The organism is Sulfobacillus sp. hq2 (genome assembly GCF_002903155.1).
GTDB classification, from domain to species: Bacteria; Bacillota; Sulfobacillia; order Sulfobacillales; family Sulfobacillaceae; genus Sulfobacillus; species Sulfobacillus thermotolerans.
Genome location: NZ_NWUL01000028.1, coordinates 70,762 through 95,765, shown reverse-complemented (window position 1 = coordinate 95,765; position 25,004 = coordinate 70,762). Strand labels below are relative to the sequence as shown.

Here is a 25,004-nt window from a genome sequence, read left to right as displayed (position 1 = left end):
TCGTATGCCGTGACCGCCTATAAAGACCGGTGATGGTGCTCGGGGTTCACACCACGGAGCTTAGAATGGATTCGCCGCCAGAGAGCTCCCGTGGTATCCTGTAACCAAGGAGGGAGAGTGTGGAACAGGCGACATTTGCAGGCGGATGCTTTTGGTGCATGGTGCATCCCTTCGATCAATGGCCAGGGGTTCTCAAAGTCGTGTCGGGTTACACGGGCGGACATAGCGTGAATCCAACCTATGAAGACGTGTGTGCGGGCCATACCGGGCATTACGAAGCGGTCAATATCACCTTTGATCCCGCCCAGATTACGTATGCGCAACTGTTAGACATCTATTGGCAACAAATAGACCCCACCGACAGCGGAGGTCAGTTTTACGACCGGGGACCATCGTATAAGCCGGCAATTTTTTACCATTCGCCAGAACAAAAGCGATTGGCTGAGCAATCTCGCGACGCATTGGACGCCAGTGGCCGTTTTAACCGTCCTGTGGCGGTAGAAATTCTCCCTGCGGGACCGTTTTATCCCGCCGAAGACTATCATCAAAACTTTTACCGGACGCATGAAGCCCACTATCAACAGTATCGCAGGGGATCGGGGCGAGACATCTTTTTGGCCAAGCATTGGGGCATGCCCTCTAATCATTAGCGTGTGTGAGGACATATTCAGCGGCGGCACTTCCTGCCAAATGGCCCGTTGAAAACGCGACGGTAATATTGTAGCCACCGGTATGGGCATGAACATCTAGCACTTCGCCGGCAAAATATAAACCGCGACATAATTTAGAGCCCATGGTGCGCGGATCGATAGCCTTGAGGGCGACGCCGCCTCCCGTCACGGTAGCTTTGTCTAAGGGAAGCGTACCCGAAATAGGCACGTCAAACGCTTTAAGGGCATGACACAAGGCGCCTTCACTAGACCGGCTTAGATGCGCCATCTCTAGTGTTGGCGCTATTTGGATGCGTCGGCATAAGAATTCCGCTAAGCGCTCCGGGACCCATTGCGACAAGACCGTTCGCACCGACCGGCGACCAGACTCGGCGCGAATGGCTGCCAATTGTTGATGTAACAGAGGTTCAGACTGGGTGGGCAAGAAGTCAATTTCGGCCCGTAGCACCGCTTGCGGATTCTTGCGTAGGGCCACTGACACATAATGACTGCTACGCAGGGCGGCGGGACCTGTGAGACCAAAGTGGCTAAAGAGCAAGTCGCCTGTCTCTGTCGTTAGAACCTTGCCGTGCTCGGAAATAATCCGCAAAACAACCTCTTTAAACGATAGACCTTGCAAGGTGCGCTCTTTGATAAACGGGGCCGGACTCGTCAAGGGGACGGCGGTCGGATAAGGAGCGACGATGCTGTGCCCGGCCGCTTGGGCCCATGGGTATCCATCCCCAGTGCTCCCCGTTTGAGGTACGCTTACGCCCCCGGTCGCGACTACCACGGCTTTCGCTCCGAGAGAGAGGCCCGAGGCCAAGGAGGCCAAGGAGGCCAAGCGAGCTCCTTTTACTTGATTGTCTTCGCATATTAACGAGCCTACGGCAGTATCTTGGTATACCATAACCCCTAATGCATAGACTTTATCCACCAACGCTTTGACCACGGTTGAGGCCTTGTCAGTGACCGGAAATACACGACCATGGTCTTCTTCTTTCAAGGCAATCCCCATATCTTCAAAGAACGCCACAATCTCAGGACTCCCAAAGCGCGTGAGAGCCGAATAGAGAAAACGGCTATTACCCACGATATTTTCCATTAATTCGGGTAAGGGCTTGGCGTTGGTCACGTTGCAGCGACCGCCACCTGAAATGCCGAGCTTCCGGCCCAATTTATTGCCTTTTTCCACAAGTACCGTCCGTGCGCCGGCAGTTTGTGCGGCGATGGCGGCCATTAACCCACTTGGGCCGCCACCAATAATCAGCACATCTCTTGCAGCAAGCGAAGCCGGTAATGATAGGCTATTGGTTGTTGTCATAGGCTTAGAATACCATGAGGGATTTTGCAAATAAAAGGGCGCGTCGACATGCCGAAACGCCTGAAGCCCACCATTTATCTTATCGGGCAGAAAGAAGGAGCTGCTGTGACGCAGCACAGCAACATTTTGGCCCACAATCACCTGGGGCAGATCCGAAAAACCCCGAGCTCCGACATACGACAAAATTCTTCAGCAAATCAACTGCAGGACTATCCGATGCATTTCTCTGGATTTCCCAGCACCTTGGAACCCCGCAGTTCTCACTCTTTTGATCTTCGAAAATTTTTAAAAAGGCCATACGACAGAATCTTCCCATAATGGGGAGATTCGTGAAGAGATATACAGGTCATTATTGACTGCGCAATTCGGTGCGTGATAAGGTGAACTCGCAGAAGTCGTGTATACCAAAATGGCGCACGCGAGGTCGTTTGAAACGCTCAGAGGAGGATTTATCCAAAATGGTTACATTAATAGCGCTGTATCGCCATCCCGAAGATATTGAGGCGTTTAACCATCATTACGAAACGGTGCATCTTCCGTTAGCCAAGGCCATGCCGGGCCTTTTGGGAATCCAATTGACCCGTTTTGACCATCAAGCCGACGGAGCGCATTCCCCTTATCTGATGATGGCGGAAATGCAGTTTGCGGATGAAAAACAGCTGCAAACGGCCCTAGAATCAGAGCAGGGACGCGCTGCAGGGCGGGACTTAATGACGTTTGCAAAAGGCATCGTCACATTGCTTGTGGGACACCGCGAGGCGTAACCGACGGGGCTGTTCTTTCTGTCCTCATCGTGGCGGAGAAGGCGGGCTTTGGAGCAGTAGCGCCAGCCGCTCTTTTGTGAGCACAACCTGTACAAAGGTGCCGGAACCAACCATGCCGTGGCTGTTTTCGGCCCAAACTTTCGTGATGATACGGTTACCGTCGCGTTTCTGGAATTGTGCATAAGCTACGAGGGTATCGCCAACTTGCGTGGACCGGGTATGCACAATATCCACCTGGTAGCCGACGGCATCCTCGGTCTCTTCCAAATAGGGTAGAATGAGAGAGCGTCCGGCCCATTCCATCCACTCAATCATTCGCGCTGTGGCCAACACGGGGTGAATCGGTTGCCCTCCTAACGTCGCTGTCATGGCGGGTGTTACCACCGTTTCGACCCGAGCAACTGTCCCTGGCATTAACCCGTCACGCATCGCACGGTCATCCTTTCGAAGGGTCATTGCGAAAATCATATCACACCTACCATAGAACCGTCATGTTGGCAATATTCTTATAGGGGGTGGCGTATGAACCAATATCCGGTCGTTCGCGTCATGGACATCGAAGGCACGTTGCCGTTCAGCAGTTCCCTTGAGACAGCGCTTCACATTTATCAGGATATGATACTATTACGAGCCTTTGACGAAAAGACGTTAACACTCCAGCGTCAAGGCCGAGTGGGAACGTTTGCACCGTCCTTAGGACAAGAAGCAGCGGAAATTGCCTCAGCTTATGCGTTAGACCGTCAAGATTGGATGGTTCCCTCTTACCGCGACCATGGAGCTCTTTACGTCCATGGACTGCCCCTCGATCACGTCATTTTGTTTGCGATGGGACGTTCGGGTAGCTATGCCGCAGGAGTGCGCGCATTGCCCAGTTCGATTCCTATTGCGACTCATTTGCTTCACGCCGTGGGACTCGCCTATGCCTTGAAGCAGCAAGCAGAGCCGGCGATTGCCATGGCGTATTTCGGTGATGGGGCGACATCCGAAGGAGATTTTCATGAAGCATTAAACTTTGCGGGCGTCTGGCAAGTGCCTGTCCTTTTCTTTTGTCAAAATAACGGATGGGCCATATCGACACCAGTCCATCGGCAAACGCATAGTGAAACACTGGCGCAAAAGGCAGAAGCGTATGGTATCGCAGGAGTGCGTGTTGATGGGAATGATGCGTTAGCGGTGTATGAGGTGGTGCGCCAGGCGCGCGAAAAAGCGATCCAAGGCCACGGACCAACCCTGATTGAAGCCGTGACCTACCGTGCAGGACCTCATACCACGGCCGATGACCCGACCCGCTACCGCACATCTAACGAGGTCAATATCCATACGGCGCAAGACCCTATCCGCCGATTAGGGGAGTTCTTAATCCAGCAAGGCCTGTTAACGGAGACGCTGAAGGAGCAGATGATGCGCGACAGTAAGGAACGGATTAACGAAGCCGTGGGGCGAGTGGAAGCCCAAGGAGCCGTGATGGTCGGCGATATGTTTCGTCATGTGTATCAGACATTGCCCACGCGAGTCCAGCGCCAATGGCATGAGTGGGAGGACCGATCACATGAGTGAAAAAAATATGGTCGAGGCCCTTCATGATACCCTGTCCCAGATGATGCAGCACGATCCTCGCCTTGTATTGCTAGGAGAAGATATCGGGGTTAATGGCGGCGTGTTTCGCGTGACAGATCAATTGCTTACGCAATTCGGTTCTGACCGGGTGATTGATACCCCGCTTGCGGAATCGGCTATTGTGGGCACGGCTTTAGGCATGGCAATTGGGGGCCTGCGTCCGGTATGTGAAATCCAATTTCTGGGCTTTCTCTATCCCGCGCTGGACCAATTGATTTCCCATGTCAGTCGTATTCGTGCGCGCAGTGCCGGAGCGTTAGGGGCCGCGTTGGTCATTCGTGCCCCCTTTGGGGGCGGTATTCGGGCTCCTGAACAACATGCAGATTCTGCTGAAGGCTATCTCACCACCATTCCTGGACTCAAGGTGGCGATTCCCAGTTCACCGGCCGATGCCAAAGGGCTGCTCATTGCGGCCATTGAAGACGAGGATCCGGTCGTGTTGCTCGAGCCTATTCGTCTATACCGGTTAGGACGCGAAGAGGTGCCCGATACACTATATCGTGTCCCGCTCGGGACAGCGCGCATTGTCCAACCCGGCCGCGATGTGTCGGTCATCACTTACGGTGCAATGGTCCCTCTTGCTCGCGCGGCAGCAACCCAACTTCAACAACGTTATGGCTGGGATGTAGAGATTGTGGATGTCCGCAGTTTGTCCCCATTAGATGAAGAGACGTTAGGGCAATCGGTACGAAAAACCGGCCGGGCTGTGATTGTCCATGAGGCTCCATTAACAGGAGGTTTTGGGGCGGAAATTCTAGCCACCGTCACGGAGCAAGCCTTTTGGTGGCTCAAGGCGCCTATTGTCCGGGTCACCGGGCCGGACGTACCGTTTCCCCCCTATGCTTGGGAAGATTGGTATGTCCCAAACGTGTCACGGATTGCGCATGCTATAGGCCAGGTCATGGCAGAGGAATAGGAGGGGAGCACTGTGGCGTATGCGTTTAAGCTGCCTGATGTCGGCGAAGGCACCACGGAAGGGGAAATTATCCGGTGGCTTGTGCACGTTGGCGATATCGTCGCTTTGGACCAACCTTTAGTTGAAGTAGAAACCGACAAGGCGGTCGTCGAGCTGCCTGCCCCGGTGGCCGGACGCGTGATGCAGTGCGTCGGGGCGCCGGGGGAACGCGTTCTTGTGGGAACGCCGTTGGTCTGGATTGACGATGGTCAAGACGGGAATGAGGTGCCCCCTGAAGCGTCACAGCAGACGCCCCAAGGAAGGCCCCTTCTTATGGACAACCGTGAAGGCGGTGTGCGCGCAGCCCCCTTTACCCGCCGTTTAGCCAAAGAAGCGGGTGTTGACTTAACCACCCTTAAGGGAACCGGGCCGCGCGGACGTATTGTCCCTGCGGATATTCCTGCGCCGAAGACAATCGAGGAGCCAACGTCCCTACCGCACGCGGATGAAAGACGGCGCCCCCTGGTCATGAGCAGCATGCGCCAACGTATCGCGGCCCACTTGCTCGACTCCGTGCGCAATATCCCGCAGGTTACGGTAGTTGACCGTATCGATGCGACCGAACTCATGGCCATGCGCACCCAACTCAACCGAAGCCTGGAGGGGCAGGGTGAGTCCAAAATCAGCTACCTGGCGATGTGTGCTAAGGCGGTCTGCATCATGGTTCAAGAATTTCCCGAACTTAACGCACGCTGGGAGCAAGAGACCCTGTATCTTTATCCATCCGTGCATTTGGGCGTCGCGGTGGATACCGAAATGGGTCTCATCGTTCCGGTCGTAAAAGAAGCGCAGACCTTGCGGCTAACCGAACTGGCGGAACACATTCACCGTCTGGCCGATGATGCGCGCCATAAACGGTTAAGTGCGGACAAAATGCAGGGATCGACGATTACCGTGACCGGTGGCGGCCAACTAGGCGGGTTGTTTGCGACGCCCATTATTAATGCCCCGGAGGTCGGTATCGTGGGCATGTATCCGATTGTTTATGAACCTCGCAAAACCGACCACGGGTATGAAGACCGCCCCATCATGTACCTGAGTCTCACATTTGATCATCGTGTGATGGACGGGGTGCGTGCTTCAAAAAGTTTGGCATTTTTGAAGACGCTCATGCAGGAACCGTATCAACTTTTACGGTATATGCACTAATGGCACAATAAAGCCGTGCGTGACACGAGCAGTTATTTAAAAGAAATAAGAAGGGACGAGATATATGAATATTTTAGAGAGTCGCGAGGGCGGCATTGCCATATTACAACTAAACCGACCGGACGTGCTCAACGCCCTCAGTTCTGCGCTCATGCAAGATCTCACAGATCGTTTGGCCGCGCTCGCGCATGACGACGCGGTGCGCGTGGTCATTCTTACCGGCAGTCCCAAAGCATTTGCGGCGGGCGCTGACATTGCTGAATTGTCGCATCAATCGGCCGCCGATGTCTTACGTTCTCCTCTCATTAATCGCTTCGATGCCTTGCGCCAATTCCCTAAACCGGTTATCGCAGCCGTTTCCGGATGGGCGTTAGGTGGGGGTTTGGAGCTGGTGATGGCATGCGATATGGTCATTGCCGGGGATAACGCGCACTTCGGCCAACCGGAAATTAAAATTGGGGTGATTCCTGGGGGAGGCGGCACGCAGCGGTTAACGCAACTCGTTGGCAAAATGCGTGCGATGGAAATGATTTTAACAGGAGACCCGATTGATGCCGACGAAGCCTACCGGATGGGTCTTGTGAACCAAGTGGTTCCGGCTGAAGATGTCTTACCCGCGGCTAAAAGTCTGGCAGCCAAAATAGCCAAGATGCCGCCGATTGCCGTGCGGTTAGCAAAAGAAGCCATTTTGTCGGCGCCAGATTTACCCCTAGAGGCAGGCTTGCAGCACGAGCGACGGCTGTTTGCGTTACTTTTTAGTACGGACGACCAACGCGAAGGTATGCAAGCATTTTTGGAAAAGCGTGCACCACATTTTGAGGGGCATTAAGGAAAAAGGGAGAGTCAGGGATGGACAACACTTATAACAGTATTGTAGTCACGACGGACGGTCCGATCCAAGAAATCATGTTGAATCGACCAGAGACCATTAATGCCTTAACCAATGAGATGTTAACCGAACTACATCACGCACTCGGACAAGCCGAGCGCAATTCTGCTGTGCGCGTGGTGATTCTGGCGGGCAGTGGACGAGGATTCTGCTCCGGTCAAAATTTGAAAGAGGTGGCGGGACGCGATGAGAGTGTCGACATTGGCGAGCACGTGGCCCGCTATTATAATCCCCTTATCATGCGGCTATATCACCTCAACAAACCGACTATTTGTCGCATTCAAGGAGCCTGTGCCGGGGCTGGCATGTCTTTGGCACTGGCATGTGATTTCCGCATTGGCTCACCTCAGGCCAAATTTTCGCAGGCCTTTGTGAAAATTGGGTTAGTGCCCGATTCAGGTTCCACCTACTTTTTGCCGCGTCTCGTGGGAATGGCCAAAGCCTTAGAACTAGCGCTATTAGGAGACGTGATTGACGCATCGTCCGCCTTGCAATGGGGCATTTTGTCAAAAATGACGGAAGCGGATCATTTGGAAGCAGATACCAAGGCGCTGGCCGACCGTTTGGCTGCCATGCCGCCAGTCGCAGTCGGGATGATTAAACGAGCCTTGCACCGGGGCACTGATGCTTCGCTCTCTGATCAACTGTTGTTTGAGTTGCATCTGCAACGAGCGGCAGCCGCTACTGAAGACCACCACATTGGGGTGCAAGCCTTCTTAAATAAAGAAACGCCACGATTTGTAGGGCGCTAAGCATTAACGTCCATAACGTGGGACGTGCCGCGTTTTAGCCGCTGCGAGTTTAGCCTCGGGGCGGGTTGGCGTGCGACGACTAAAACGCGTCCGCTCCCTTTCGTTGACGGCTGACGATTTACTGTCGGACAATAATGTCATCAATTTTAGGCATTTCCTCGCCGTCGAACTATGGCATAATAAACAAGAGAACGGTCATAGACCGAATTGACATATGTTCGACGAGACGAGGGGAATGCTTACGTCTTACCGAGGCGATTTTTATAAAATCATTCGGGTCTTGGAACGGCGGCTACTACAATTAGCCTCCCGGAACTTTTCTAGTCATCTTGTAACCATTAAACAACGAGTGTTATGGCGCTGGTATCAGCGCATCGTCGCGGGGCGGATGGTGGTGCCCTCTGTGGAACTCGCATAAGGGCGAGCTTAAGATCGCTATATGGTTGGTAACATCCTGTTTGCGCGGCAATTCATCCATTTGAGCACCGAAATAACAAGCTGCCCCGTTAGGGGGCAGCTTGTCCTAATTAACCCGAAATGGTCCAGTGATTGGGATACATGAAGGTGGTAATGGGGTTATAGGTCGCGACCACTCCATGAATATCGGTGGCATGCTCGTTGAAGGACGGGGTATAGGGTAAAAATAGTACGGGCAGCTGGTGTGCCGTATAGCTAAGATAAGCATCTAAGGCTTGGCGAATTTGTTGCGGGGTACCAGGCGCATAGGACCGTAGAATTAAACGATCCATATTGCGATCATTATACCCACCTTGGTTAGCACCCGCTCCAGTTAGATAAAAGCTGCCTCCGGTTGGATAGTAGTCTGGCTCATATGTCCAGCTACTCGTACCCCAAAACGCCATATTCCACTTTTGCGGATCGGATTGCTGGGCGGTACTCAAAACTTGATCAAAGGGTCCCGATTGGAGAGACACTTGAATGCCTTCTTGGGCCCAATCTTGTTTGACCAATTGCACAATATTGGCTGCGCTGTTGCTGCCCGAGACATATAACAGAGTGAACGCGAGTTTAACGCCATGTTTTTCCATGACGCCGTTGTGCAAATGCCATCCATGTTGTTCCAACAAGGCTTTGCCACGCTGAGGATTAAACGGATAGATTAAATGAGACAGTTGGGCGTCATAAAATACGGTTTTGGGCTGCGAAGGAATCGGATCATTTTCCAATACGCCTTGATTATGGAAAAATGCCTGAATCATGGCGGGTTGGTCGATGCCCATTTCCAAAGCTTGGCGTACATACAGCTTTTGAAAGACGGGGCCTAGCTTTCCTGGAGCTTGGACGTTGTAATTGGGTTGCAAAAACGTAAAGCCAAATTGGTAGGGGGTCGTCATCTTGTCCGCCGTTAATTCATGGCGCGCATTCCACTCCGAGGTCGGCAAATAGCCCACCTGAATCGTGCCCTTGCGCAAACCCAGAAACTCAGTCGCCGCGGAGCTTTCGTATTGAAAGATGACCTTTTGAAGACTTGATTTATGGCCATCATACGACGGATTAGGCGTGAACGACCAAAAATCATTAGGCTTCATTTGATCAAACTGATAGGGACCATCCACGACATGATACACGGGATTGGATGGCGAATTCGCCACGGAGAGGATATACTTTAACTCGTTTAACATATTATGAGGATGTTTGTCCCACACGGAAGCAGGCACGGGCACAATTTGCGCTAAGCCGTTGTGAATAAACCAATTCGGGTTCGACGGCGTATTAAGGGTGACGATGACTGTATCTGGACCGGCGGCCGTCACTGACGTCCACCGCGTGGGCACACCTCCCGAACCGGCCCCCCCGTATCCCCATGGCAAATTGGAGGCCCCGGTGCTTGCTGCTTTTAAAACATTCCAGGTAAAGACAACATCTTGAGCGGTTACTGGATGCCCATTACTCCAATGCCATTTCTTATTCAAGGTAATCACGTAACGGGTGCCTTGAGCATTATAGGTGACTGACTGGGCCAACGACCGTTTATAATCGATGCCGTCTGTGCGTGAAATATGAATCAGCGGCACATACATCATCACATTCATCTGGAAGTTGGAGTCGCCATAATCTGCGCTCGAAATCACAGGAAACCACCAGCTGGGCGAGGTTTGAACGGGTAGCGCAATAACGGCCGTAGTGGGGGCGCTGGATGATGCGGTGCTGGTTGTGCCGCATCCCGTCACAGCAGTCGCTAGTGTTAAGGACGTGGTCCATAGAAGTTTTTTTCGCCAATGACGGAGTCGCATAAGAAACCTCCCGCAGTGAATGATGTCACACAAATAGGCCATGTCCGCGCCAAGATGCTATAGCTCGAGGAGAGAAACTCCTAGACAGTAAGCATAAATATTCATTCGCACTTCACGTGTCGAATTCCTGCTATTCTCTTCGAATTTTGACACAATATTTTATCTGGATGACAACGGCTGGTGGGGCGAGGGATTTTTAACAAGTTTATATCAGAATGGCAAATCAATTCGTCGCCACTACCTACCGATTAATGTGTCATTAAGCGAAGAAGGATACACGCCGATAAAGGGTCCCGTGCTCAACCTCTTCCACGCACCTGCGTGAGAAAAAGGTCAGCTCAACAGCAGTGAATGCCGTCGCCTACAAAAGACGGCCTTATGCAAGCCGTGCCGGACAACGGTATTTGTTGGTACACTAAGAGGAGTCACACGGAATTAGTCTTAGAGGAGGCGCCCAGAATGCTCATGGGAATCTATGCACCCAATACTCCCACATTGATTGGAAACTTGGGGGTGACCCATCAATCCACGGAAGAAGCTTTAAAACAAATCGGTCAAAACATTTTATCCAGCGTGCGTTCCATTGATGCGGTCGTCGCAATTTCTCCGCACTTCATGACACGCGGGGGATTTGGTATTGTATCGCAGACACCATTGCGCCAAATATACGACTTTAGCGGATTTCCCCAGGAATTCTATCAGGTCACCTATCAAGCGCCAGGAGCCATAGATATTGCCGAAGAACTGGCCCGTTTATGCGTCCAAGAACATCTGCCGGCCGCGATCACGACAGAATGGGGACTCGATCACGGGGCGTGGTCCCCGCTATTACACCTATTTCCGCAGGCCAATGTGCCAATCGTTCCGGTTTCTATTGCGCCAGAACTCGGAGAGGCAGCCCATGAACACTTAGGACGCATCCTGCGGCGTTTGAGTGAGCAGCGCACGCTCGTCCTCATCGCCACGGGCTCCCTCATCCACCGTCTGGATTTGTGGGCGCAGCCCACAAATGCCTTGCCCAAGGCGGCGCAACAATATCTTGCACGGGCTCGTATGAGCTTTGCACAAGGTACATGGGATGCTTTATGGAATGCGCCAGAGCCTTGGAAACAAGCTGCGGCGCCAGAAGGAGGCGAGTTGCCGCTGCGCGTAATGGCCGGGGCATTTCCCCAATTTCGCGCTGAGATTGTGGCGGAAGAGGATGAATTTGATGCGGTGTCCTTAACTACTGTGCGTTTTGTCGATGTCTAACAGCTGAGGAGGCGGTGGCCATTTTAGACGTGCTCAATCTTAGCAAAACTTTTCCGACACGAATGGGACTGAGAAGGGCCGTACAAGACGTGACTTTTTCGATTGCACGTGGGGAAGTGTTGGCATTTTTAGGCCCCAATGGGGCGGGAAAAACCACGACGATTAAAATGAGTGCCGGTCTCATCCGTCCGGATGCGGGAAAGGTGCGTATTGGTGGCATCGATTTGTGGCAACACCATGACCCGGCGGTTCAACAAATGGGCGCTGTTTTGGAAGGCAGCCGCAATTTGTACTGGCGAATGACCGTGATGGAAAATCTTTTATACTGGGGAGCGATGCGAGGCATTACCGGCAAAGCAGCCAAAAGCCGAGCTGAAGAATTGTTAGACCGCGTGGGATTAGGCGATCGTGCCCGGAGCCTAGTGCAATCCCTTTCCCGCGGGATGCAGCAAAAAGCCGCCTTATGCCAAGCACTGATGACAAGCCCTCAGGTCTTGTTATTAGATGAGCCAACCTTAGGCCTTGATTATGAGGCGGCGGCATCCATTAAAAGCCTGGTACGGGAGTTAGCCCAACAGGGTACCGCTATTTTATTAACCACGCATCAACTCGATATCGCCCAAGAGCTCAGTGATCGCATCGCGATCATTCGACAGGGACAATTGGTCCTACAAGGAACAACATCGGAGGTATTGCAGCAATATTCCCAGCCTCTTTTCGCGATTGAGGGGGCAGAACCATGGCCGCTGGAAATTCTTGAACGGGTACGCGGTGTGCCAGGTAGCATTCAAATGATCGATCCGCTCACGTTGCTCTTTGTCCCCGAGGCCGCCGATATGGCCGGTATTTATGATTTGATAGCTGCTTTAAGTCCACATCCCATTGCGCGAATCCAGCGCCATCAAGCGGATTTGTCGGAAGTCGTGCAAAAAGTTCTGACTGAAGGGGCCACGGCATGAGAAGCATTGTGCAGGCGGAATGGCGGCGATCATTAATTTTAGCAGCACGCTATCCCATGGAAACGCTTTCGTCCATTCTCACGATGTTCTTAGTGTTCGCGGGTCTTTTTTATGGGGCGTCGTATATCACGGATTCCCCTATCGGTGCGGGCCGCTTGTCGACCATTGTCGTGGGTTATGCAGTCTGGATGACTATGATGAGCGCAACCGGCGACATGGGATGGTCGGTGCAGAATGAAGCCCAAAACGGCACCTTGGAACAGGTGATGATGGTGCCGCGAGGGGCCGTGTGGGTCTTTCTTGTGCGCGCCTTGATGGCCATTGTAGTGTTTTTGATACCGCTTGTCATGGTGGTGTGCGCCATGATTGCCTTGACTGGCGTTGGTTTTGTGTGGCGCCTCGAAGCTCTTGAACCATTTTTGATGACGCTCATCACAGCTTGGGGGTTAGGGCTCTTGGTTGCCGGCATTGCGTTAATCTTTAAGCGGATCGGCCAAGTGCTCAATATTGTACAATTTTTGTTATTGTTCGTGATAATGATCCCGCTCGGCCACGACCCGGGGTGGCTGTGGCATATCCTAGCGGTATTGCTGCCTTTTACTGCCCAAGTGGCATTGCTTCGCCATGTGCTGCAAACGACCGCGCCCGTGCCTCCCTCGTTATGGCTCAGTGCGGGATTTAATATGGTCATATGGATGTTAACCGGTGTTATGGGATTTATTGGCGCGGAGCGCTTCGTCAGGCGCCGCGGCACGCTCGGCCATTATTAAAGCCTCTCATTTTATCGGGGCCTTTGCGATCAGAAACCATGGGACCCCACCGGTGTGATGGTCGGGCGTCCCAAGGAGCATTAAGGTTTACAAGTAGCGATCACGCTTTTCGTGCTGCTCGGTTCACGCGTCCAGAATGTCCCACTCCTAGACGGGGGCGTAAAGACGCGTCCCAGTCGCCGGGGTTCTCTCCATCGGCGCACTGGCTGCGTGATCCGTTCGCGTCCTCCCGGGACCGAAGGAGGTAGCGGCTTCGTGCATAATTCGCCCTATCCAACGCGGCGGCGAAGCGCTAACCTTCGCGAAGAAATAGGGTTTTCTTAGCCTGTACCCGCATTGGAATGGAATTAGCTTATGATTTCGAGGAAGCCTAAAAATTTTCGTGGCGATAACGCCTTACCATGGCATGATACAGTAGCCAATCGACCAACCCCGGCATCATAAGCCCTAATGCCACAAAGAAACGACTGGCCATAACTTCACGCCGTTCGTGGCGAATGGCACGGCTGATCTGCAAGGCAACATGACGGGGGTCAGCTAAGCGTCGGCGGATTGGAGGAAGGGTGACACCCGGTGCATGAAGTGTATGCTGAGCTAAATCCGTAGCGGTTTCGGGAGCCATATAGGTTAAGACATGAATCCCACGCGCTTTCAGTTCTAAACGCATGCCATCGGACACCGCATTAAGAAAACTTTTGGTTCCCGCATAGAAAGACACATAGGGAAAGGCGCGCTTGGCCAGGGGAGAGGAAATATTGACAATCATGCCCCGAGACGTCTCGAGATAGGGTACGGCGGCTTGGCTCGTGTAGAGTGCTCCGTAGATGTTGGTGGCCACCAGCGTGGCCATCGCTTGGGGGGCCATGGTCGATACACTACCAAAGTAAGCTAGACCGGCATTATTCACCAAGATATCCAATCCCCCTAGGGCTTCCACGGTACGGTGCAGACCGTAGGTTACAGCATCTGCGTCCGTCACATCTAGGGAAATAGCTACGGCCTTATAGCCTGAGCGCTGCAACGCCTCCTGCAGCTCTTGAAGTCGCTCTAGTCGCCTTGCGGCCAGGGCCACATGAGCCCCTTGTTCCGCTAAAACCCATGCCAAAGCTTGTCCGAGACCGCCAGAGGCTCCAGTGATAAGGACCCGCTGTCCTTTGAGAGAGCGCATCATTGTCCTTTCTGCTTTTTTCTACGCGCATGGGCACCATGGCCGGATAAGCCATGATGCCCCGCCGTTTTATTGAATTTGATTGAGTACGGTCTGCAAAATTCCGTTGTTATAGTAGTATTCCACGTCGACTGGGGTATCGAGGCGAGCCGTTGTAGTGAACGTCTTCACCGTCCCATCAGGGCTTGTCAGTTGAACCGTCACGGCAGCTCCCGGAGCAAGGTCGTGGGGCAGAGTAATGGTGACCTGTTCGTCTCCCTTAATGCCTAAAGACTGCCATGATTCGCCCGGAGCAAATTGCAACGGCAAGACACCCATGCCGACCAGGTTACTGCGGTGGATACGCTCAAAACTTTGCGCAATAACCGCTTTGACGCCGAGCAGTTTCGTGCCTTTAGCGGCCCAGTCCCGGGAACTGCCTGTTCCATATTCCTTACCGGCAAAGACCACGAGGGGCGTTTGGGCCTCTTGATACCGCATAGCCGCATCATAAATGGGCAAAACGTCGCCGGTCGGAATAAACTGCGTAAAGCCGCCTTCCGTACCCGGAACCATGGCATTGCGAATACGAATGTTGGCAAACGTCCCCCGCATCATCACTTCATGATTGCCACGTCGTGACCCATAGGAATTAAAGTCCTTGGGCTCTACCCCGTGTTCTTGTAAGTAGCGGCCCGCCGGACTGTTAAGGGCAATGTTGCCCGCAGGAGAAATGTGGTCGGTTGTCACGGAATCTCCAAAAAGGGCCAGAATTCGGGCGTTTTCAATCACAGATCCGGGCGATTGCGTGTTCTCAAAGAACGGCGGTTTTTGAATATACGTCGACGCCGCATCCCATTGGTAAATGTCACCTTGCATTTCAGGCAATTGGTTCCACAAGGGGTTGGCTTGGTAAATTTGTGCGTACTGTTGCGCGAATAACTCCGGTTTGAGAGCTTGCGTCAGCGCCTCGTGAATTTCAGTATTAGAAGGCCAAATGTCCTTCAAAAAGACGTCACGACCTTCCCGATCTTGGCCAAGGGGATCCCGGCTCCAGTCGATTCGCATCGTACCCGCGAGGGCGTAGGCCACAACCAGCGGGGGAGAGGCGAGATAGTTGGCCTTGACGAGAGGATGAACCCGACCTTCGAAGTTACGGTTGCCGCTAAGAACAGCCGCCACGGTCATATCGTTAGAGGAAATCGCTTGCGCTACGGGATTAGGCAAGGGCCCACTATTTCCAATACACGTAGTGCAACCATAGCCAACCACTTCAAATCCCAACGATGACAAATAGGACAAGAGCCCAGCTGCCCGTAAGTATTCAGTCACCACGCGTGATCCCGGCGCCAAACTAGTCTTGACGTACCGCGGCACCTTGAGCCCACGCTGGACAGCCTTTTTGGCGAGCAAACCCGCTCCGATCATAACGTGGGGATTGGACGTATTGGTACAACTGGTAATAGCAGCAATCACCACGGCACCTTGGCTAAGTATTTCTTGGGATCCATCTTCCCACTGTACGGAGACTTGTTTTTGCCTGTCGGCTGCGGATAGGCCAAACCCTCGTTGAGCAGTATCAGCGGCTAATGCGTCTTCAAAAGCTTTGGGCATCGCGCTGAGGTTCACGCGGTCTTGAGGCCGTTTCGGTCCGGCTAAGCTGGCGTCGACAGTGCTTAAGTCGAGTTCAATCACTTCAGAGTATTCGGGGTCAGCGCTTTGCGCCGTGCGGAATAATCCTTGTTCTTTCAAATACCACTCGACTAGCCGGACATGCTGGGGATCGCGGCCTGTTTGCTTTAAGTAGAGCAGCGTCTCCTCATCAACCGGGAAATAGCCCATGGTCGCTCCATACTCCGGTGCCATATTGGCCACGGTGGCACGGTCAGCTAGTCCCATTTGGGCAACACCAGGACCAAAAAACTCCACAAATTTCCCCACGACTCCGTGGGCGCGAAGTATATTGGTCACCGTCAGCGCGAGGTCTGTGGCGGTGACGCCCTCTTTCAGAGTTCCCGTCATCTTGAATCCGACCACGGCCGGCGTAACGAAGTAGAGGGGTTGTCCTAGCATGTTGGCTTCCGCTTCAATTCCGCCGACACCCCAACCCAAAACCCCTAATCCATTAATCATCGTGGTGTGGGAATCCGTACCGACCACGGAGTCCGGAAATAGCACACGCCCGTCGGGTCCCTCCACGGAAGCCACCACAGACGCTAAATATTCTAAATTGACTTGGTGCACAATGCCGGTATCAGGTGGGATGGCACGGAAGTTGCGGAAAGCGCCTTGAGCCCATTTCAACAAACGATAACGCTCATTGTTGCGCTCAAACTCCTTGTCAATATTGACGGTCATTGCGGACGGGGTGCCAAAGGCATCCACTTGCACCGAATGGTCAATCACCAAATCAACCGGAATTAGGGGATTAATCTGGCTCGGGTCATGGCCCGCTTGAGCCACGTAATCCCGCATGGTGGCCAAGTCTACCACAGCGGGAACCCCGGTAAAGTCTTGAAGCACCACCCGCGCCGGCTTAAAGGGGATCTCGCCAAGGGATTCTGGATTCTGCGGATTCCAGTTAGCTAACCGGCCCACATCGTCGACCGTGATTTGGTGGCCATCGACCTGCCGCAAAACCGACTCGAGTAAAATTTTGATCGCATAAGGTAAGCGGTCTAGGGGAGACGAACGCAATCCCTGGAGAGCACTCAATCGATAATAGACGACACGTTGTCCTTCGAACGTCGTCACGACACGCGCATTAAATGGATCATATGCTGTATGTTCCAATGTCTGCCACCTCAACTTTGACTGTCTAGACAGAATTGACCACGACTATTGTAAACCACTTTGCGCGTCGTGCGACGTGTAGCTTTTTCTGCACAATGATATAATTTAAGGGGTTAGGCCAATTGAAGGGGCGGATTGCGTGACGAGTCTGGAACAAAAAATTAAACAAGGACGGACGTTTGCCATCATTTCCCATCCCGATGCGGGAAAAACGACGTTAACCGAAAAATTATTGCTGTTTGGAGGAGCCATTCGCGAAGCAGGGGCCGTTAAGGCGCGCCGACAACAAGCCCATGCACGGTCCGACTGGATGGCGATTGAACAGCAACGCGGGATTTCGGTAACATCCACGGTCCTACAATTCTTCTATAATGGCTACCGTGTCAACTTATTGGACACACCTGGCCACCAAGATTTTAGCGAAGATACTTACCGCACCTTATTGGCCGCCGATAGTGCGGTTATGGTTATTGACGCCGCAAAAGGGGTAGAACCTCAAACCATCAAGCTCTTTGAGGTGGCCGCCAAGCGACATATCCCGGTCTTCACGTTTATCAACAAACTAGACCGGGAAGGAAAAGACCCATGGGACCTTCTTCAAGAAATTGAGCGGGTTCTTGGCATTCAGACGTTTCCGATGAACTGGCCGGTCGGAATGGGCTTAGACTTTCGGGGGATTTACGATGTACGCCAAGGATATTTTGAGTACTTTGATCGAGAACACCAAGCGTATGAGCGCATGGATTTCAACGCATTGGGTGACAAGGTACCTGAAGACCAAAGGCAGGAGCTCCGTGACGCCTTGGAATTGATGGCAGAGGCCGGCGAAACCTTTGCGGCCGAACGGGTTAATGAGGGTCAACTAAGTCCGGTGTTTTTTGGTAGCGCCATTGCCAATTTTGGAGTTCAAAACTTTTTGGATACCTTCTTGGAACTGGCGCCGCCGCCCACACCCCGGATGAGCCAACAAGGACCAGTGCCTCCAGAATCTCCTCATTTCAGCGGATTTGTATTCAAAATTCAGGCCAATATGAATCCGCAGCACCGAGATCGGATTGCCTTTGTGCGGATTGCTTCGGGACGCTTTGAACGCGGCATGGCCGTGACGCATGTGCGCACGCAACGCGTGATTCGCCTGAATCAACCGCAGCAATTTCTGGCCCAGGACCGTTTTATTGTCGAGGAAGCCTATGCGGGCGACGTAATTGGTTTGCACGATGCAGGTCTCTTTCATATAGGCGATACGTTGACCGAAGGGTCCGCATTTGAATTCACGGGGTTCCCCCGTTTTAGTCCGGAGCATTTTGCTGAAGTCGAACTGAAATATGCGCTGAAACATAAGCAGTACCAACGTGGTCTGAAAGAATTGACGGAAGAGGGGTTAATTCAGGTTTTTCACCCTACAGATAACGGCCCCCAAGTGTTTTTAGGCGTGGTCGGACCGTTACAGTTTGAAGTCTTGGAGTACCGTATGAAAAATGAATACGGGGTCGACGTAAATATTCGGCCTTTACCTTATACCATGGCGCGGTGGATTGATGGCCCGTGGCCAGAACTTGGACGCTTTGACAGAGCCACAATCTTGTTAGATACGGAAAATCGTCCGGTGCTGTTAGTCGAAGATCCCTATACGTTAGCGCGCCTTCAAGAGAAAGTACCGTCGATGCATTTATACGAATCGTCGGACCACATTCCCGAAGCGATTCACACCCCTTAACTATCCACAACATAGGAGGATTTATCATGAACTATCGTCGTCTAGGCAAAGCAGGAATCAAGGTGTCAGAGATTGCCCTTGGAAGTTGGTTGACCTATGGGACCGTGACCGAACAAAAAACTGCGGAAGCATGCATCCATCACGCTTATGACCTAGGGATTAACCATTTTGATTGCGCCAATGTCTACGGCAGCGCTCCTCATGAAGCCGAAAGGTTTCTTGCCCAAGCCTTAGCACCATATGCGCGGGATTCCTATGTGTTAACCACCAAAGCCTTTTGGCCGGTGGGACCAGGCGTGAATGATCGAGGATTGAGCCGCAAGCACTTAATCGCGCAGCTAGACCAAAGTCTTACGGCATTAGGGACGGATTACGTCGATATCTTTTATTGTCACCGGTATGACCCGGATACCGAAATGGAAGAAATTCTCTCGACCATTGACGATCAAGTCAGGGCTGGCAAAATTCGCTACGGGGGAATCAGCGAGTGGCCCGCTGAGCGTATTGCCGAAGCAGTCAGTGTACAAAATGCGATGGGCCTGCATCCCCTTCGCGCTAGCCAGCCGGTCTACAATATGTTTTCGCGGTATATTGAACAAGCCGTCTTACCGATATGTGAGCAAAACGGCATTGGAGTTGTCGTCTTCTCGCCGTTAGCGCAAGGGTTATTGACCGGGAAATATCGGTTGGGCCAAGCGACACCGGAAGGTTCTCGGGCCGCCACGAAAGAAGTTAGCCATTTTATTACGCGCTACCTGACCGAAGAGCATTTAACCAAGATCGAAGCGTTGATGGGCGTAGCCCAAGAACTAGGGTTGACGTTAAGCCAGTTGGCTCTCGCGTGGGTATTACGACAGCCCGGCATTTCCAGTGCCCTCATTGGGGCTTCGCGCCCCGAACAAATCACGGAAAATGTTAAGGCCGTCGGGGTGCAATTGGCTCCAGAGACTTTGGACCGTATTGAGCAAATTCTGCAGTAAGCCTTCTCATCTCACCAAATGGGGCTCCTAACAGGGAGCTCCTTTTTAGTTGGCATAACAACGACGCGGATTGCTTATGCATGTACGGGGTGACGTTATGAAAAAACCACAACCACGGAGGAACTATTGGCCCGGCGTATTTGGGCCGCCACCTCCTGGATTTCAGACACTTGTCAGACCTTTGCCCTTATGGCGATTATTTCTCGCGACGGCTTTGGGGTCAATAGCGGTGTTAGTTTTGTCACACTGGTCCAAAAGCAGCCTTGCCGGCTATAGTTATGGCTTTTTGCTATTTACGCTGATCAGTTGGCCCTTTGTTCCGCAGATCGTCAAAACAGCGCGATGGCGAGACGCGACGGTGGCAGAAAGTCTCTTATTATTGGTTGCCAGCATGGCCTTGGGCGCGTTCGCTCAAAAAATATTGGGTTTCAACCCCCAACAACCGGGTCTCAGTCGTATGAATTGGCAGACGGCGGTGCGAATGCTCTGGCAGTTTCCGTTAGTGTTGCCGGTCGAAAATGCTTTATTAATTGGTGCCATGGCCACGGTGTGGAAGTTTCTCCGGCCAACTACCGCATGGCAACGCGGGGGCGTTGCCATGCTGACGGCGGCCTTATTTGGACTGTGGCATGTACCCTTTTGGGGGCCTTGGACGATGTGGACCATAGGCCTTAGTGTTTTGCCTTGGGTCTTGTTTATGATGGCCACAGGAGACGTTGTTGTACCGCTCCTAGCTCATATCCTTATGGATACAATGGCGATGGTGTTGACCTTTGGCCCTTCCCGAAGCTTTGCCGTTCATGACTTTTGGCTAGTCGGAATGACCATGCTCATTGTGCTGGGCTTGACGGCATCGGTGATTCGTGATTGGTGGATGCGGTCTGCGAAAACCTAGCCTCACCGGTCACCGCGGGCTTGTCCTGGCCTTGTGCGGTTGCCGTCAGCTTGACGCGCACCCCTTGGTCCGCTGATTCAATCACTCCAGACAAGATGATGGTCTGAGACGGTTGCAGTACCTGCCGAAACCGTGCTTGTAAGGCCGTGAGCTGGTAACCTTGGGTATAGAGGGGGACGAAAAGTGCATCCCATACGCCCATTGTCAGCATGCCATGGACGATCACACCAGGCAGTCCAAAGGATTGTGCCACTTGCGTGTCGTAATGGATGGCATTGAAGTCTTGCGATGCGGCCGCATACTGCACCAGCTGGGCACGCGTCACGTCCACCTCGATGGGACCAAGCGATTTGGGGAGCGACATTAACCCACCTCCTGGCTAGACACCGTAATAATAAAGAGACTTTCGGCCGTAAAGGCCATCTTGCCTTGTTGGTTAATCCCTTGGGTCCGGATGGTGAGAAACACCATGTTGGCCCGCCGTTTAATGCCTTGAACCATGCTGGTGACGGTAATGTCATCGCCTGCGGTTATAGGTGCGCCATATGCAAACTGTTGCTCGCCATGAATGATACCGTTTGGTGGTAAATCCAATCCTTCAATGGGAGCAGCTGTTAAAGTAAAAGGAAACGTGGGGGGAGCAATGACATCAGAATATCCCATCTGACGGGCCGCTTCGGGGTCAAAGTAAGGTGCATACGTTAGACGTAAGGCGCGTGCAAATTGTTGAATAGTGCACCGATCGATGTGATGGTGTGTTTGTGGTGATTGGCGTCCGATGAGATCATCGGTCCAGGGCATCTTCATCCCTCATTCGCATCATGACTTGGTGTTGCCGGTCCGTTAAAAGCGGCATTAGGCCAGAGGCATTGTATAATACATCCAGAAAGCAGACAAGAGAGGGGATTTTTTATGGATAATGGGCCTAATGCGTCTGCGATGATCTCTCAAATCCTTGGCGTGCAAACAGACGCGCAGGATTTGTGGACACAAGCAGGCATGTCCTTCATTGTGAAAACCTTAACACCCCAGGCCATGAATTGCTATGAACCGGTGTCGCCTTTGCCCAAAGCAACGTGGGAGGGTACGCGATGAGTAGTCAGATTTTGGCGTTGCACCGGAACTTCTTGGAAGGCCGCGATGATCCGGTTTCCTTAGTTGAGCGCATTCAAGAAAAACAGCCGCTTGTCCAAGCCCAAACAAATGCCTTTATCTCGGTAGACTTTGAGCGTGCGCGCAACACAGCCCAGGCTGCGTGGAAAAGGTTTCGCCAAGGCCAGCCATTGGGCCCTCTGGACGGGATCCCCGTTGGACTCAAAGATTTATTTGAAACCCAAGGCGTGTTGACCACAGCCGGATCGCGCATCTTGCGTGATTACCGTCCCCAACGCGATGCGGCCGTGGTCGAGCGCTTACGGGCAGCCGGTGCCAATGTGGATATTGGCAAATTAAATCTCCACGAATTTGCGTTTGGCCCGACCAGTACCAGTTCATATTTTGGCCCCGTACGGCATTTTGCTAAGCCTGATCGCATGGCCGGGGGATCGAGCGGGGGATCTGCTGTTGTTGTAGGGGCTGAATTATTGCCGGCAGCCTTGGGCACGGATACCGGGGGCTCGATTAGGATTCCTGCCGCGTTGTGTGGCATTGCGGGCTTTAAACCCACCTACGACGTCGTCAGCCGGGAAGGGGTGATCCCCTTAGCATGGACACTCGACCATGTCGGTCCTTTAGCCCGGTCTGTTGAGGACATCGTCCTGGTCCTTGAGGCCATAAGTCATCCTCGAACAGGGAATATCGATCAACTGCGGGCGAAATCGCTGATTCCTCCAAGACGCATTTTTTGGCCACAAGGGCCCCAATGGGAAGCGCTGGATCGCGATCTTAACCGGCGCTTTGAAGAATCCGTCGAGCAGTGGATACGTCTTCAGCCCGGCATGGAGGTAGTGCGGGGTCCCTTACCGGATGTGGACCGCATTCGGGCGGCTCAGCTGGTTATTATTGGGGCAGAAGCCGCCAATTACCACTGGCGTTGGCTAAAGGAGCGGCCGTGGGATTATCAACCGGATGTGCGCGAGCGTCTGGTCTCACGGTCCACGTATCTCGCAGTACAGTATATAGAAGCTTTGCGCACCCGCACAGAATTGATGCAGACCTACCATGCGTGGTTTCAAAAAGGGGAATATGACGCCATCATTTTGCCCACCGTCCCCGTCTATGCTCCGGAGCTCACGGTTCATACGCTGGAAGGTTACGACCACGAACCGGCAGATATCCGCAATTTGTTGGTATGGTTTACTTCATTATTCAATTTGCTGGGATTACCTGCGGTGACGATTCCGACCGCGCTTAATGCCGAAGGACTTGCGGTCAATGTCCAAGTGGTCGGCGACTACGGCCAAGACCTTGCCATCTTAGCCCTAGCTCACCGGTGGCAGCGTCTAGTCGAAGAGGGATAGCGGACGCGGCAGCGTATCATGCTACGCTCATGATACCGATACAGTGGCGCACGATCCGCGCAATTCTTGAACAAGGCACTAATTCCCAAGTCTTCAAAACCGGGCTTGCGGCAGGCATGTCGTGGTTTGTGGCTCAAAGCGTTTTTGGCACGCCGCGCCCTTATTTTGCCCCTTTAGCCGCAATCCTGTCCTTACAAGTGACCGTCGCGGAATCCATCGCGCGCGGTGTGCAGCGGGTGGTTGGGGTAGCCGCCGGTATTTTGGTCGCTGTGGGCGCCGGATATTTCTTTCACTTGACGGCATGGTCGGTCGGGCTGGTTGTCTACGGTGCCGTCTTTTTGGCCAGCCGTCTGCACATGGGTGCACAAGGGATTCCGCAAGTCGCTATCACAGCATTATTAGTGATGACCGTTGGACGAATGGCCCCGCAATATGCGTGGATTCGCGCCCTGGATACGGCTGTCGGTGTTATCGTCGCCATTGGGATTAATGCCTTAATTTGGCCCCCGGATGCGACACCGGCCGCTGAGCACGCTCTAACGATCTTAAACCAGGACGTGTGTGATGTGCTGTCGGCGATTCGCCAAGACCTTATTTCGGGGCTAGACTCTACGCATGCCCGCCATCATTTAAGCCACGCTCGTCGGCTGGATCAAGCCCTCGAGGATGTCAAACAAGCGATCCGGCAAGCAGAGAAAAGCTTGAAGTGGAATGTCATGGCCAAACGCCGTAGGCAACGTCTGAAAACCTTGCGTCAGGCGGCAACCGTATTGGAGCACGCGTTGACGCAAGTGCGCGGCATTGCCCGCAGCTTGTTTGTCACCGTAGAGCGTAACGTTGACCATCCTTACGCCTCCTTACCGAAAGCCATCGCGACAGGATTAGGAGACCTCTTAGCACTAATGAGTCAGGCCCTTAAAACCTATTCCCGCATCATAATTAGGCGGGATCCACACGCGGCATGGCAGATGGAGCGGACATTAAAACAGGCGTCGCATCTGCGACACCTGTTGGCACAGAACGTACAATATGCTGAGGTCGACTGGTTAGACCTAGCCGCCGTGTTAGCGGATGTGGAAAAAATGACGCAAGACCTGCTTGTTTCGTCACGCCTATTAATTCCGTTGGTGATTCCCGCTGAGCAAGAACTCGAACGCCCTTAATGTTGGCCTTTGGCAAAACGCTCTTGGCTTTCTTTGAGAATGCGCTCCGCGCTCTCGTGATCCTGCCACCCGCCCACATGCGACTCTTTGCCCTCTAACTCTTTATATGTCGCGAAAAAGTGAGCAATTTCTTTGAGCGTATGTTGAGAAACATCATGAATGGTCTCAATGCCATTCATCCGGGGGTCATCGACGGCGACTGCTAAAATTTTATTGTCTACGCCGTTTTCATCACTCATCTCTAATACCCCGACTAGACGGCTGCGTACAATGCAGCCCGGAAAGGTCGGCTGCGACATGAGTACCATCACATCGATGGGGTCACCATCTTCGCCTAAGGTGTTTTCCACAAAGCCGTACTCGGTCGGATAGTGAAAGGGCGAAAAGAGCACCCGGTCGAGCCTAATCCGTCCCGTTTCATGATCCACTTCATATTTGTTTTGACTTCCACGGGGGATTTCCACTACGACATCAATGACCACTAAAAAATTCCTCCTCATCGCGAATGGCAGACA

General features: G+C 52.9%; 25 protein-coding genes. 17 read left to right on the top strand and 8 right to left on the bottom strand.

Translation table 11 applies throughout. The features are described from left to right. The first annotated feature begins 119 nt into the window (after positions 1-119). Entirely contained in the window at positions 120-650 is a 531-nt protein-coding gene (gene msrA / locus CO251_RS04945; RefSeq protein ID WP_103374698.1) for a peptide-methionine (S)-S-oxide reductase MsrA, read from the top strand. Here msrA and CO251_RS04940 read toward each other — a convergent pair. After that, complete coding sequence (locus tag CO251_RS04940; RefSeq protein WP_242968321.1) at positions 640-2,157, bottom strand: NAD(P)/FAD-dependent oxidoreductase; 1,518 nt, start codon at positions 2,155-2,157, stop codon at positions 640-642. The genes msrA and CO251_RS04940 overlap by 11 nt on opposite strands. A 275-nt stretch (positions 2,158-2,432) precedes the next feature. On the opposite strand from CO251_RS04940, the gene CO251_RS04935 reads away from it, so the two are divergent. Beyond that, positions 2,433-2,738 carry an EthD family reductase gene (locus tag CO251_RS04935; protein ID WP_103374697.1) on the top strand — a complete coding sequence of 102 codons (306 nt, stop codon included), beginning with the start codon at positions 2,433-2,435 and terminating at the stop codon, positions 2,736-2,738. Between the two features lie 24 nt (positions 2,739-2,762). On the opposite strand, the gene CO251_RS04930 is transcribed toward CO251_RS04935, so the two are convergent. Continuing rightward, positions 2,763-3,167, bottom strand: a complete 405-nt coding sequence (locus tag CO251_RS04930; protein ID WP_103374696.1) for a thioesterase family protein — start codon at positions 3,165-3,167, stop codon at positions 2,763-2,765. Between the two features lie 93 nt (positions 3,168-3,260). On the opposite strand from CO251_RS04930, the gene pdhA reads away from it, so the two are divergent. The 6 genes from pdhA (at position 3,261) to CO251_RS04900 (ending at position 8,518) form a co-directional block, all read left to right on the top strand. After that, positions 3,261-4,295, top strand: a complete 1,035-nt coding sequence (gene pdhA / locus CO251_RS04925; RefSeq protein WP_103374695.1) for a pyruvate dehydrogenase (acetyl-transferring) E1 component subunit alpha — start codon at positions 3,261-3,263, stop codon at positions 4,293-4,295. Continuing rightward, a complete protein-coding gene (locus tag CO251_RS04920; protein ID WP_103374694.1) occupies positions 4,288-5,271 on the top strand; it encodes an alpha-ketoacid dehydrogenase subunit beta in 984 nt (327 codons plus the stop codon). Before pdhA ends, CO251_RS04920 begins: the two co-directional genes overlap by 8 nt. A 12-nt stretch (positions 5,272-5,283) precedes the next feature. Further along, positions 5,284-6,459, top strand: a complete 1,176-nt coding sequence (locus CO251_RS04915) for a dihydrolipoamide acetyltransferase family protein (RefSeq protein ID WP_103374693.1) — start codon at positions 5,284-5,286, stop codon at positions 6,457-6,459. 64 nt (positions 6,460-6,523) lie between these two features. Beyond that, positions 6,524-7,288 (top strand): enoyl-CoA hydratase/isomerase family protein, encoded by a 765-nt coding sequence (locus tag CO251_RS04910; RefSeq protein ID WP_103374692.1) that lies wholly within the window; start codon positions 6,524-6,526, stop codon positions 7,286-7,288. A gap of 20 nt (positions 7,289-7,308) precedes the next feature. Continuing rightward, a complete protein-coding gene (locus tag CO251_RS04905; RefSeq protein WP_103374691.1) occupies positions 7,309-8,100 on the top strand; it encodes an enoyl-CoA hydratase/isomerase family protein in 792 nt (263 codons plus the stop codon). A 235-nt stretch (positions 8,101-8,335) separates the two neighbouring features. After that, complete coding sequence (locus CO251_RS04900; protein WP_103374690.1) at positions 8,336-8,518, top strand: hypothetical protein; 183 nt, start codon at positions 8,336-8,338, stop codon at positions 8,516-8,518. Positions 8,519-8,627: 109 nt separating this feature from the next. Here CO251_RS04900 and CO251_RS04895 read toward each other — a convergent pair whose 3' ends face one another. Further along, complete coding sequence (locus tag CO251_RS04895; protein ID WP_103374689.1) at positions 8,628-10,355, bottom strand: peptide ABC transporter substrate-binding protein; 1,728 nt, start codon at positions 10,353-10,355, stop codon at positions 8,628-8,630. A gap of 459 nt (positions 10,356-10,814) precedes the next feature. Between CO251_RS04895 and CO251_RS04890 the strand changes: the two genes are divergently transcribed. Genes CO251_RS04890 through CO251_RS04880 form a run of 3 tightly spaced genes read left to right on the top strand, consistent with a single transcriptional unit; the run spans position 10,815 to position 13,335 of the window. Beyond that, complete coding sequence (locus CO251_RS04890) at positions 10,815-11,606, top strand: dioxygenase (RefSeq protein WP_158246184.1); 792 nt, start codon at positions 10,815-10,817, stop codon at positions 11,604-11,606. A 14-nt stretch (positions 11,607-11,620) separates the two neighbouring features. Continuing rightward, entirely contained in the window at positions 11,621-12,565 is a 945-nt protein-coding gene (locus CO251_RS04885) for an ABC transporter ATP-binding protein (RefSeq protein WP_207654615.1), read from the top strand. Continuing rightward, the gene (locus CO251_RS04880; protein ID WP_103374687.1) at positions 12,562-13,335 is read left to right on the top strand and encodes a hypothetical protein; all 774 of its coding nucleotides are present in this window, start codon (positions 12,562-12,564) and stop codon (positions 13,333-13,335) included. Before CO251_RS04885 ends, CO251_RS04880 begins: the two co-directional genes overlap by 4 nt. A 370-nt stretch (positions 13,336-13,705) precedes the next feature. On the opposite strand, the gene CO251_RS04875 is transcribed toward CO251_RS04880, so the two are convergent. Next, complete coding sequence (locus tag CO251_RS04875) at positions 13,706-14,506, bottom strand: SDR family oxidoreductase (RefSeq protein ID WP_103374686.1); 801 nt, start codon at positions 14,504-14,506, stop codon at positions 13,706-13,708. Positions 14,507-14,572: 66 nt separating this feature from the next. Beyond that, positions 14,573-17,275 carry an aconitate hydratase AcnA gene (gene acnA / locus CO251_RS04870; RefSeq protein ID WP_103374685.1) on the bottom strand — a complete coding sequence of 901 codons (2,703 nt, stop codon included), beginning with the start codon at positions 17,273-17,275 and terminating at the stop codon, positions 14,573-14,575. 139 nt (positions 17,276-17,414) lie between these two features. On the opposite strand from acnA, the gene CO251_RS04865 reads away from it, so the two are divergent. The 3 genes from CO251_RS04865 (at position 17,415) to CO251_RS04855 (ending at position 20,867) form a co-directional block, all read left to right on the top strand. Next, positions 17,415-18,992, top strand: a complete 1,578-nt coding sequence (locus CO251_RS04865) for a peptide chain release factor 3 (RefSeq protein ID WP_103374684.1) — start codon at positions 17,415-17,417, stop codon at positions 18,990-18,992. Positions 18,993-19,018: 26 nt separating this feature from the next. Further along, the gene (locus CO251_RS04860; RefSeq protein ID WP_103374683.1) at positions 19,019-19,972 is read left to right on the top strand and encodes an aldo/keto reductase family protein; all 954 of its coding nucleotides are present in this window, start codon (positions 19,019-19,021) and stop codon (positions 19,970-19,972) included. A 97-nt stretch (positions 19,973-20,069) separates the two neighbouring features. After that, the gene (locus CO251_RS04855) at positions 20,070-20,867 is read left to right on the top strand and encodes a type II CAAX prenyl endopeptidase Rce1 family protein (protein ID WP_103374682.1); all 798 of its coding nucleotides are present in this window, start codon (positions 20,070-20,072) and stop codon (positions 20,865-20,867) included. Here the strand turns inward: CO251_RS04855 and CO251_RS04850 are convergent. After that, complete coding sequence (locus CO251_RS04850) at positions 20,803-21,231, bottom strand: MaoC/PaaZ C-terminal domain-containing protein (RefSeq protein ID WP_103374681.1); 429 nt, start codon at positions 21,229-21,231, stop codon at positions 20,803-20,805. The genes CO251_RS04855 and CO251_RS04850 overlap by 65 nt on opposite strands. Continuing rightward, complete coding sequence (locus tag CO251_RS04845) at positions 21,231-21,668, bottom strand: MaoC family dehydratase N-terminal domain-containing protein (RefSeq protein WP_158246183.1); 438 nt, start codon at positions 21,666-21,668, stop codon at positions 21,231-21,233. The genes CO251_RS04850 and CO251_RS04845 overlap by 1 nt, the downstream gene beginning before the upstream one ends. A gap of 111 nt (positions 21,669-21,779) precedes the next feature. Between CO251_RS04845 and CO251_RS04840 the strand changes: the two genes are divergently transcribed. Genes CO251_RS04840 through CO251_RS04830 form a run of 3 tightly spaced genes read left to right on the top strand, consistent with a single transcriptional unit; the run spans position 21,780 to position 24,489 of the window. Next, positions 21,780-21,962, top strand: coding sequence for a hypothetical protein (locus CO251_RS04840; protein ID WP_103374679.1), 183 nt, complete (start codon positions 21,780-21,782; stop codon positions 21,960-21,962). Beyond that, complete coding sequence (locus CO251_RS04835; protein WP_103374678.1) at positions 21,959-23,326, top strand: amidase; 1,368 nt, start codon at positions 21,959-21,961, stop codon at positions 23,324-23,326. Before CO251_RS04840 ends, CO251_RS04835 begins: the two co-directional genes overlap by 4 nt. Before the next feature lie 29 nt (positions 23,327-23,355). Further along, positions 23,356-24,489 (top strand): aromatic acid exporter family protein, encoded by a 1,134-nt coding sequence (locus CO251_RS04830; protein WP_103374677.1) that lies wholly within the window; start codon positions 23,356-23,358, stop codon positions 24,487-24,489. Here the strand turns inward: CO251_RS04830 and CO251_RS04825 are convergent. Next, positions 24,486-24,971, bottom strand: a complete 486-nt coding sequence (locus CO251_RS04825; RefSeq protein ID WP_103374676.1) for an inorganic diphosphatase — start codon at positions 24,969-24,971, stop codon at positions 24,486-24,488. The two genes, CO251_RS04830 and CO251_RS04825, sit on opposite strands and share 4 nt — an antisense overlap. Positions 24,972-25,004 lie beyond the last annotated feature (33 nt).

Bases quoted from the DNA above. Each gene is read 5' to 3' on its own strand.
- CO251_RS04935 (WP_103374697.1), top strand. From the start codon at position 2,433: ATGGTTACATTAATAGCGCTGTATCGCCATCCCGAAGATATTGAGGCG.
- CO251_RS04880 (WP_103374687.1), top strand. From the start codon at position 12,562: ATGAGAAGCATTGTGCAGGCGGAATGGCGGCGATCATTAATTTTAGCA.
- CO251_RS04835 (WP_103374678.1), top strand. From the start codon at position 21,959: ATGAGTAGTCAGATTTTGGCGTTGCACCGGAACTTCTTGGAAGGCCGC.
- CO251_RS04905 (WP_103374691.1), top strand. From the start codon at position 7,309: ATGGACAACACTTATAACAGTATTGTAGTCACGACGGACGGTCCGATC.
- CO251_RS04895 (WP_103374689.1), bottom strand. From the start codon at position 10,355: ATGCGACTCCGTCATTGGCGAAAAAAACTTCTATGGACCACGTCCTTA.
- CO251_RS04930 (WP_103374696.1), bottom strand. From the start codon at position 3,167: ATGCGTGACGGGTTAATGCCAGGGACAGTTGCTCGGGTCGAAACGGTG.
- CO251_RS04840 (WP_103374679.1), top strand. From the start codon at position 21,780: ATGGATAATGGGCCTAATGCGTCTGCGATGATCTCTCAAATCCTTGGC.
- CO251_RS04845 (WP_158246183.1), bottom strand. From the start codon at position 21,668: ATGCCCTGGACCGATGATCTCATCGGACGCCAATCACCACAAACACAC.
- CO251_RS04860 (WP_103374683.1), top strand. From the start codon at position 19,019: ATGAACTATCGTCGTCTAGGCAAAGCAGGAATCAAGGTGTCAGAGATT.
- CO251_RS04890 (WP_158246184.1), top strand. From the start codon at position 10,815: ATGCTCATGGGAATCTATGCACCCAATACTCCCACATTGATTGGAAAC.
- CO251_RS04830 (WP_103374677.1), top strand. From the start codon at position 23,356: ATGATACCGATACAGTGGCGCACGATCCGCGCAATTCTTGAACAAGGC.
- CO251_RS04850 (WP_103374681.1), bottom strand. From the start codon at position 21,231: ATGTCGCTCCCCAAATCGCTTGGTCCCATCGAGGTGGACGTGACGCGT.
- CO251_RS04900 (WP_103374690.1), top strand. From the start codon at position 8,336: ATGCTTACGTCTTACCGAGGCGATTTTTATAAAATCATTCGGGTCTTG.
- pdhA (WP_103374695.1), top strand. From the start codon at position 3,261: ATGAACCAATATCCGGTCGTTCGCGTCATGGACATCGAAGGCACGTTG.
- CO251_RS04920 (WP_103374694.1), top strand. From the start codon at position 4,288: ATGAGTGAAAAAAATATGGTCGAGGCCCTTCATGATACCCTGTCCCAG.
- CO251_RS04855 (WP_103374682.1), top strand. From the start codon at position 20,070: ATGAAAAAACCACAACCACGGAGGAACTATTGGCCCGGCGTATTTGGG.
- CO251_RS04875 (WP_103374686.1), bottom strand. From the start codon at position 14,506: ATGATGCGCTCTCTCAAAGGACAGCGGGTCCTTATCACTGGAGCCTCT.
- CO251_RS04910 (WP_103374692.1), top strand. From the start codon at position 6,524: ATGAATATTTTAGAGAGTCGCGAGGGCGGCATTGCCATATTACAACTA.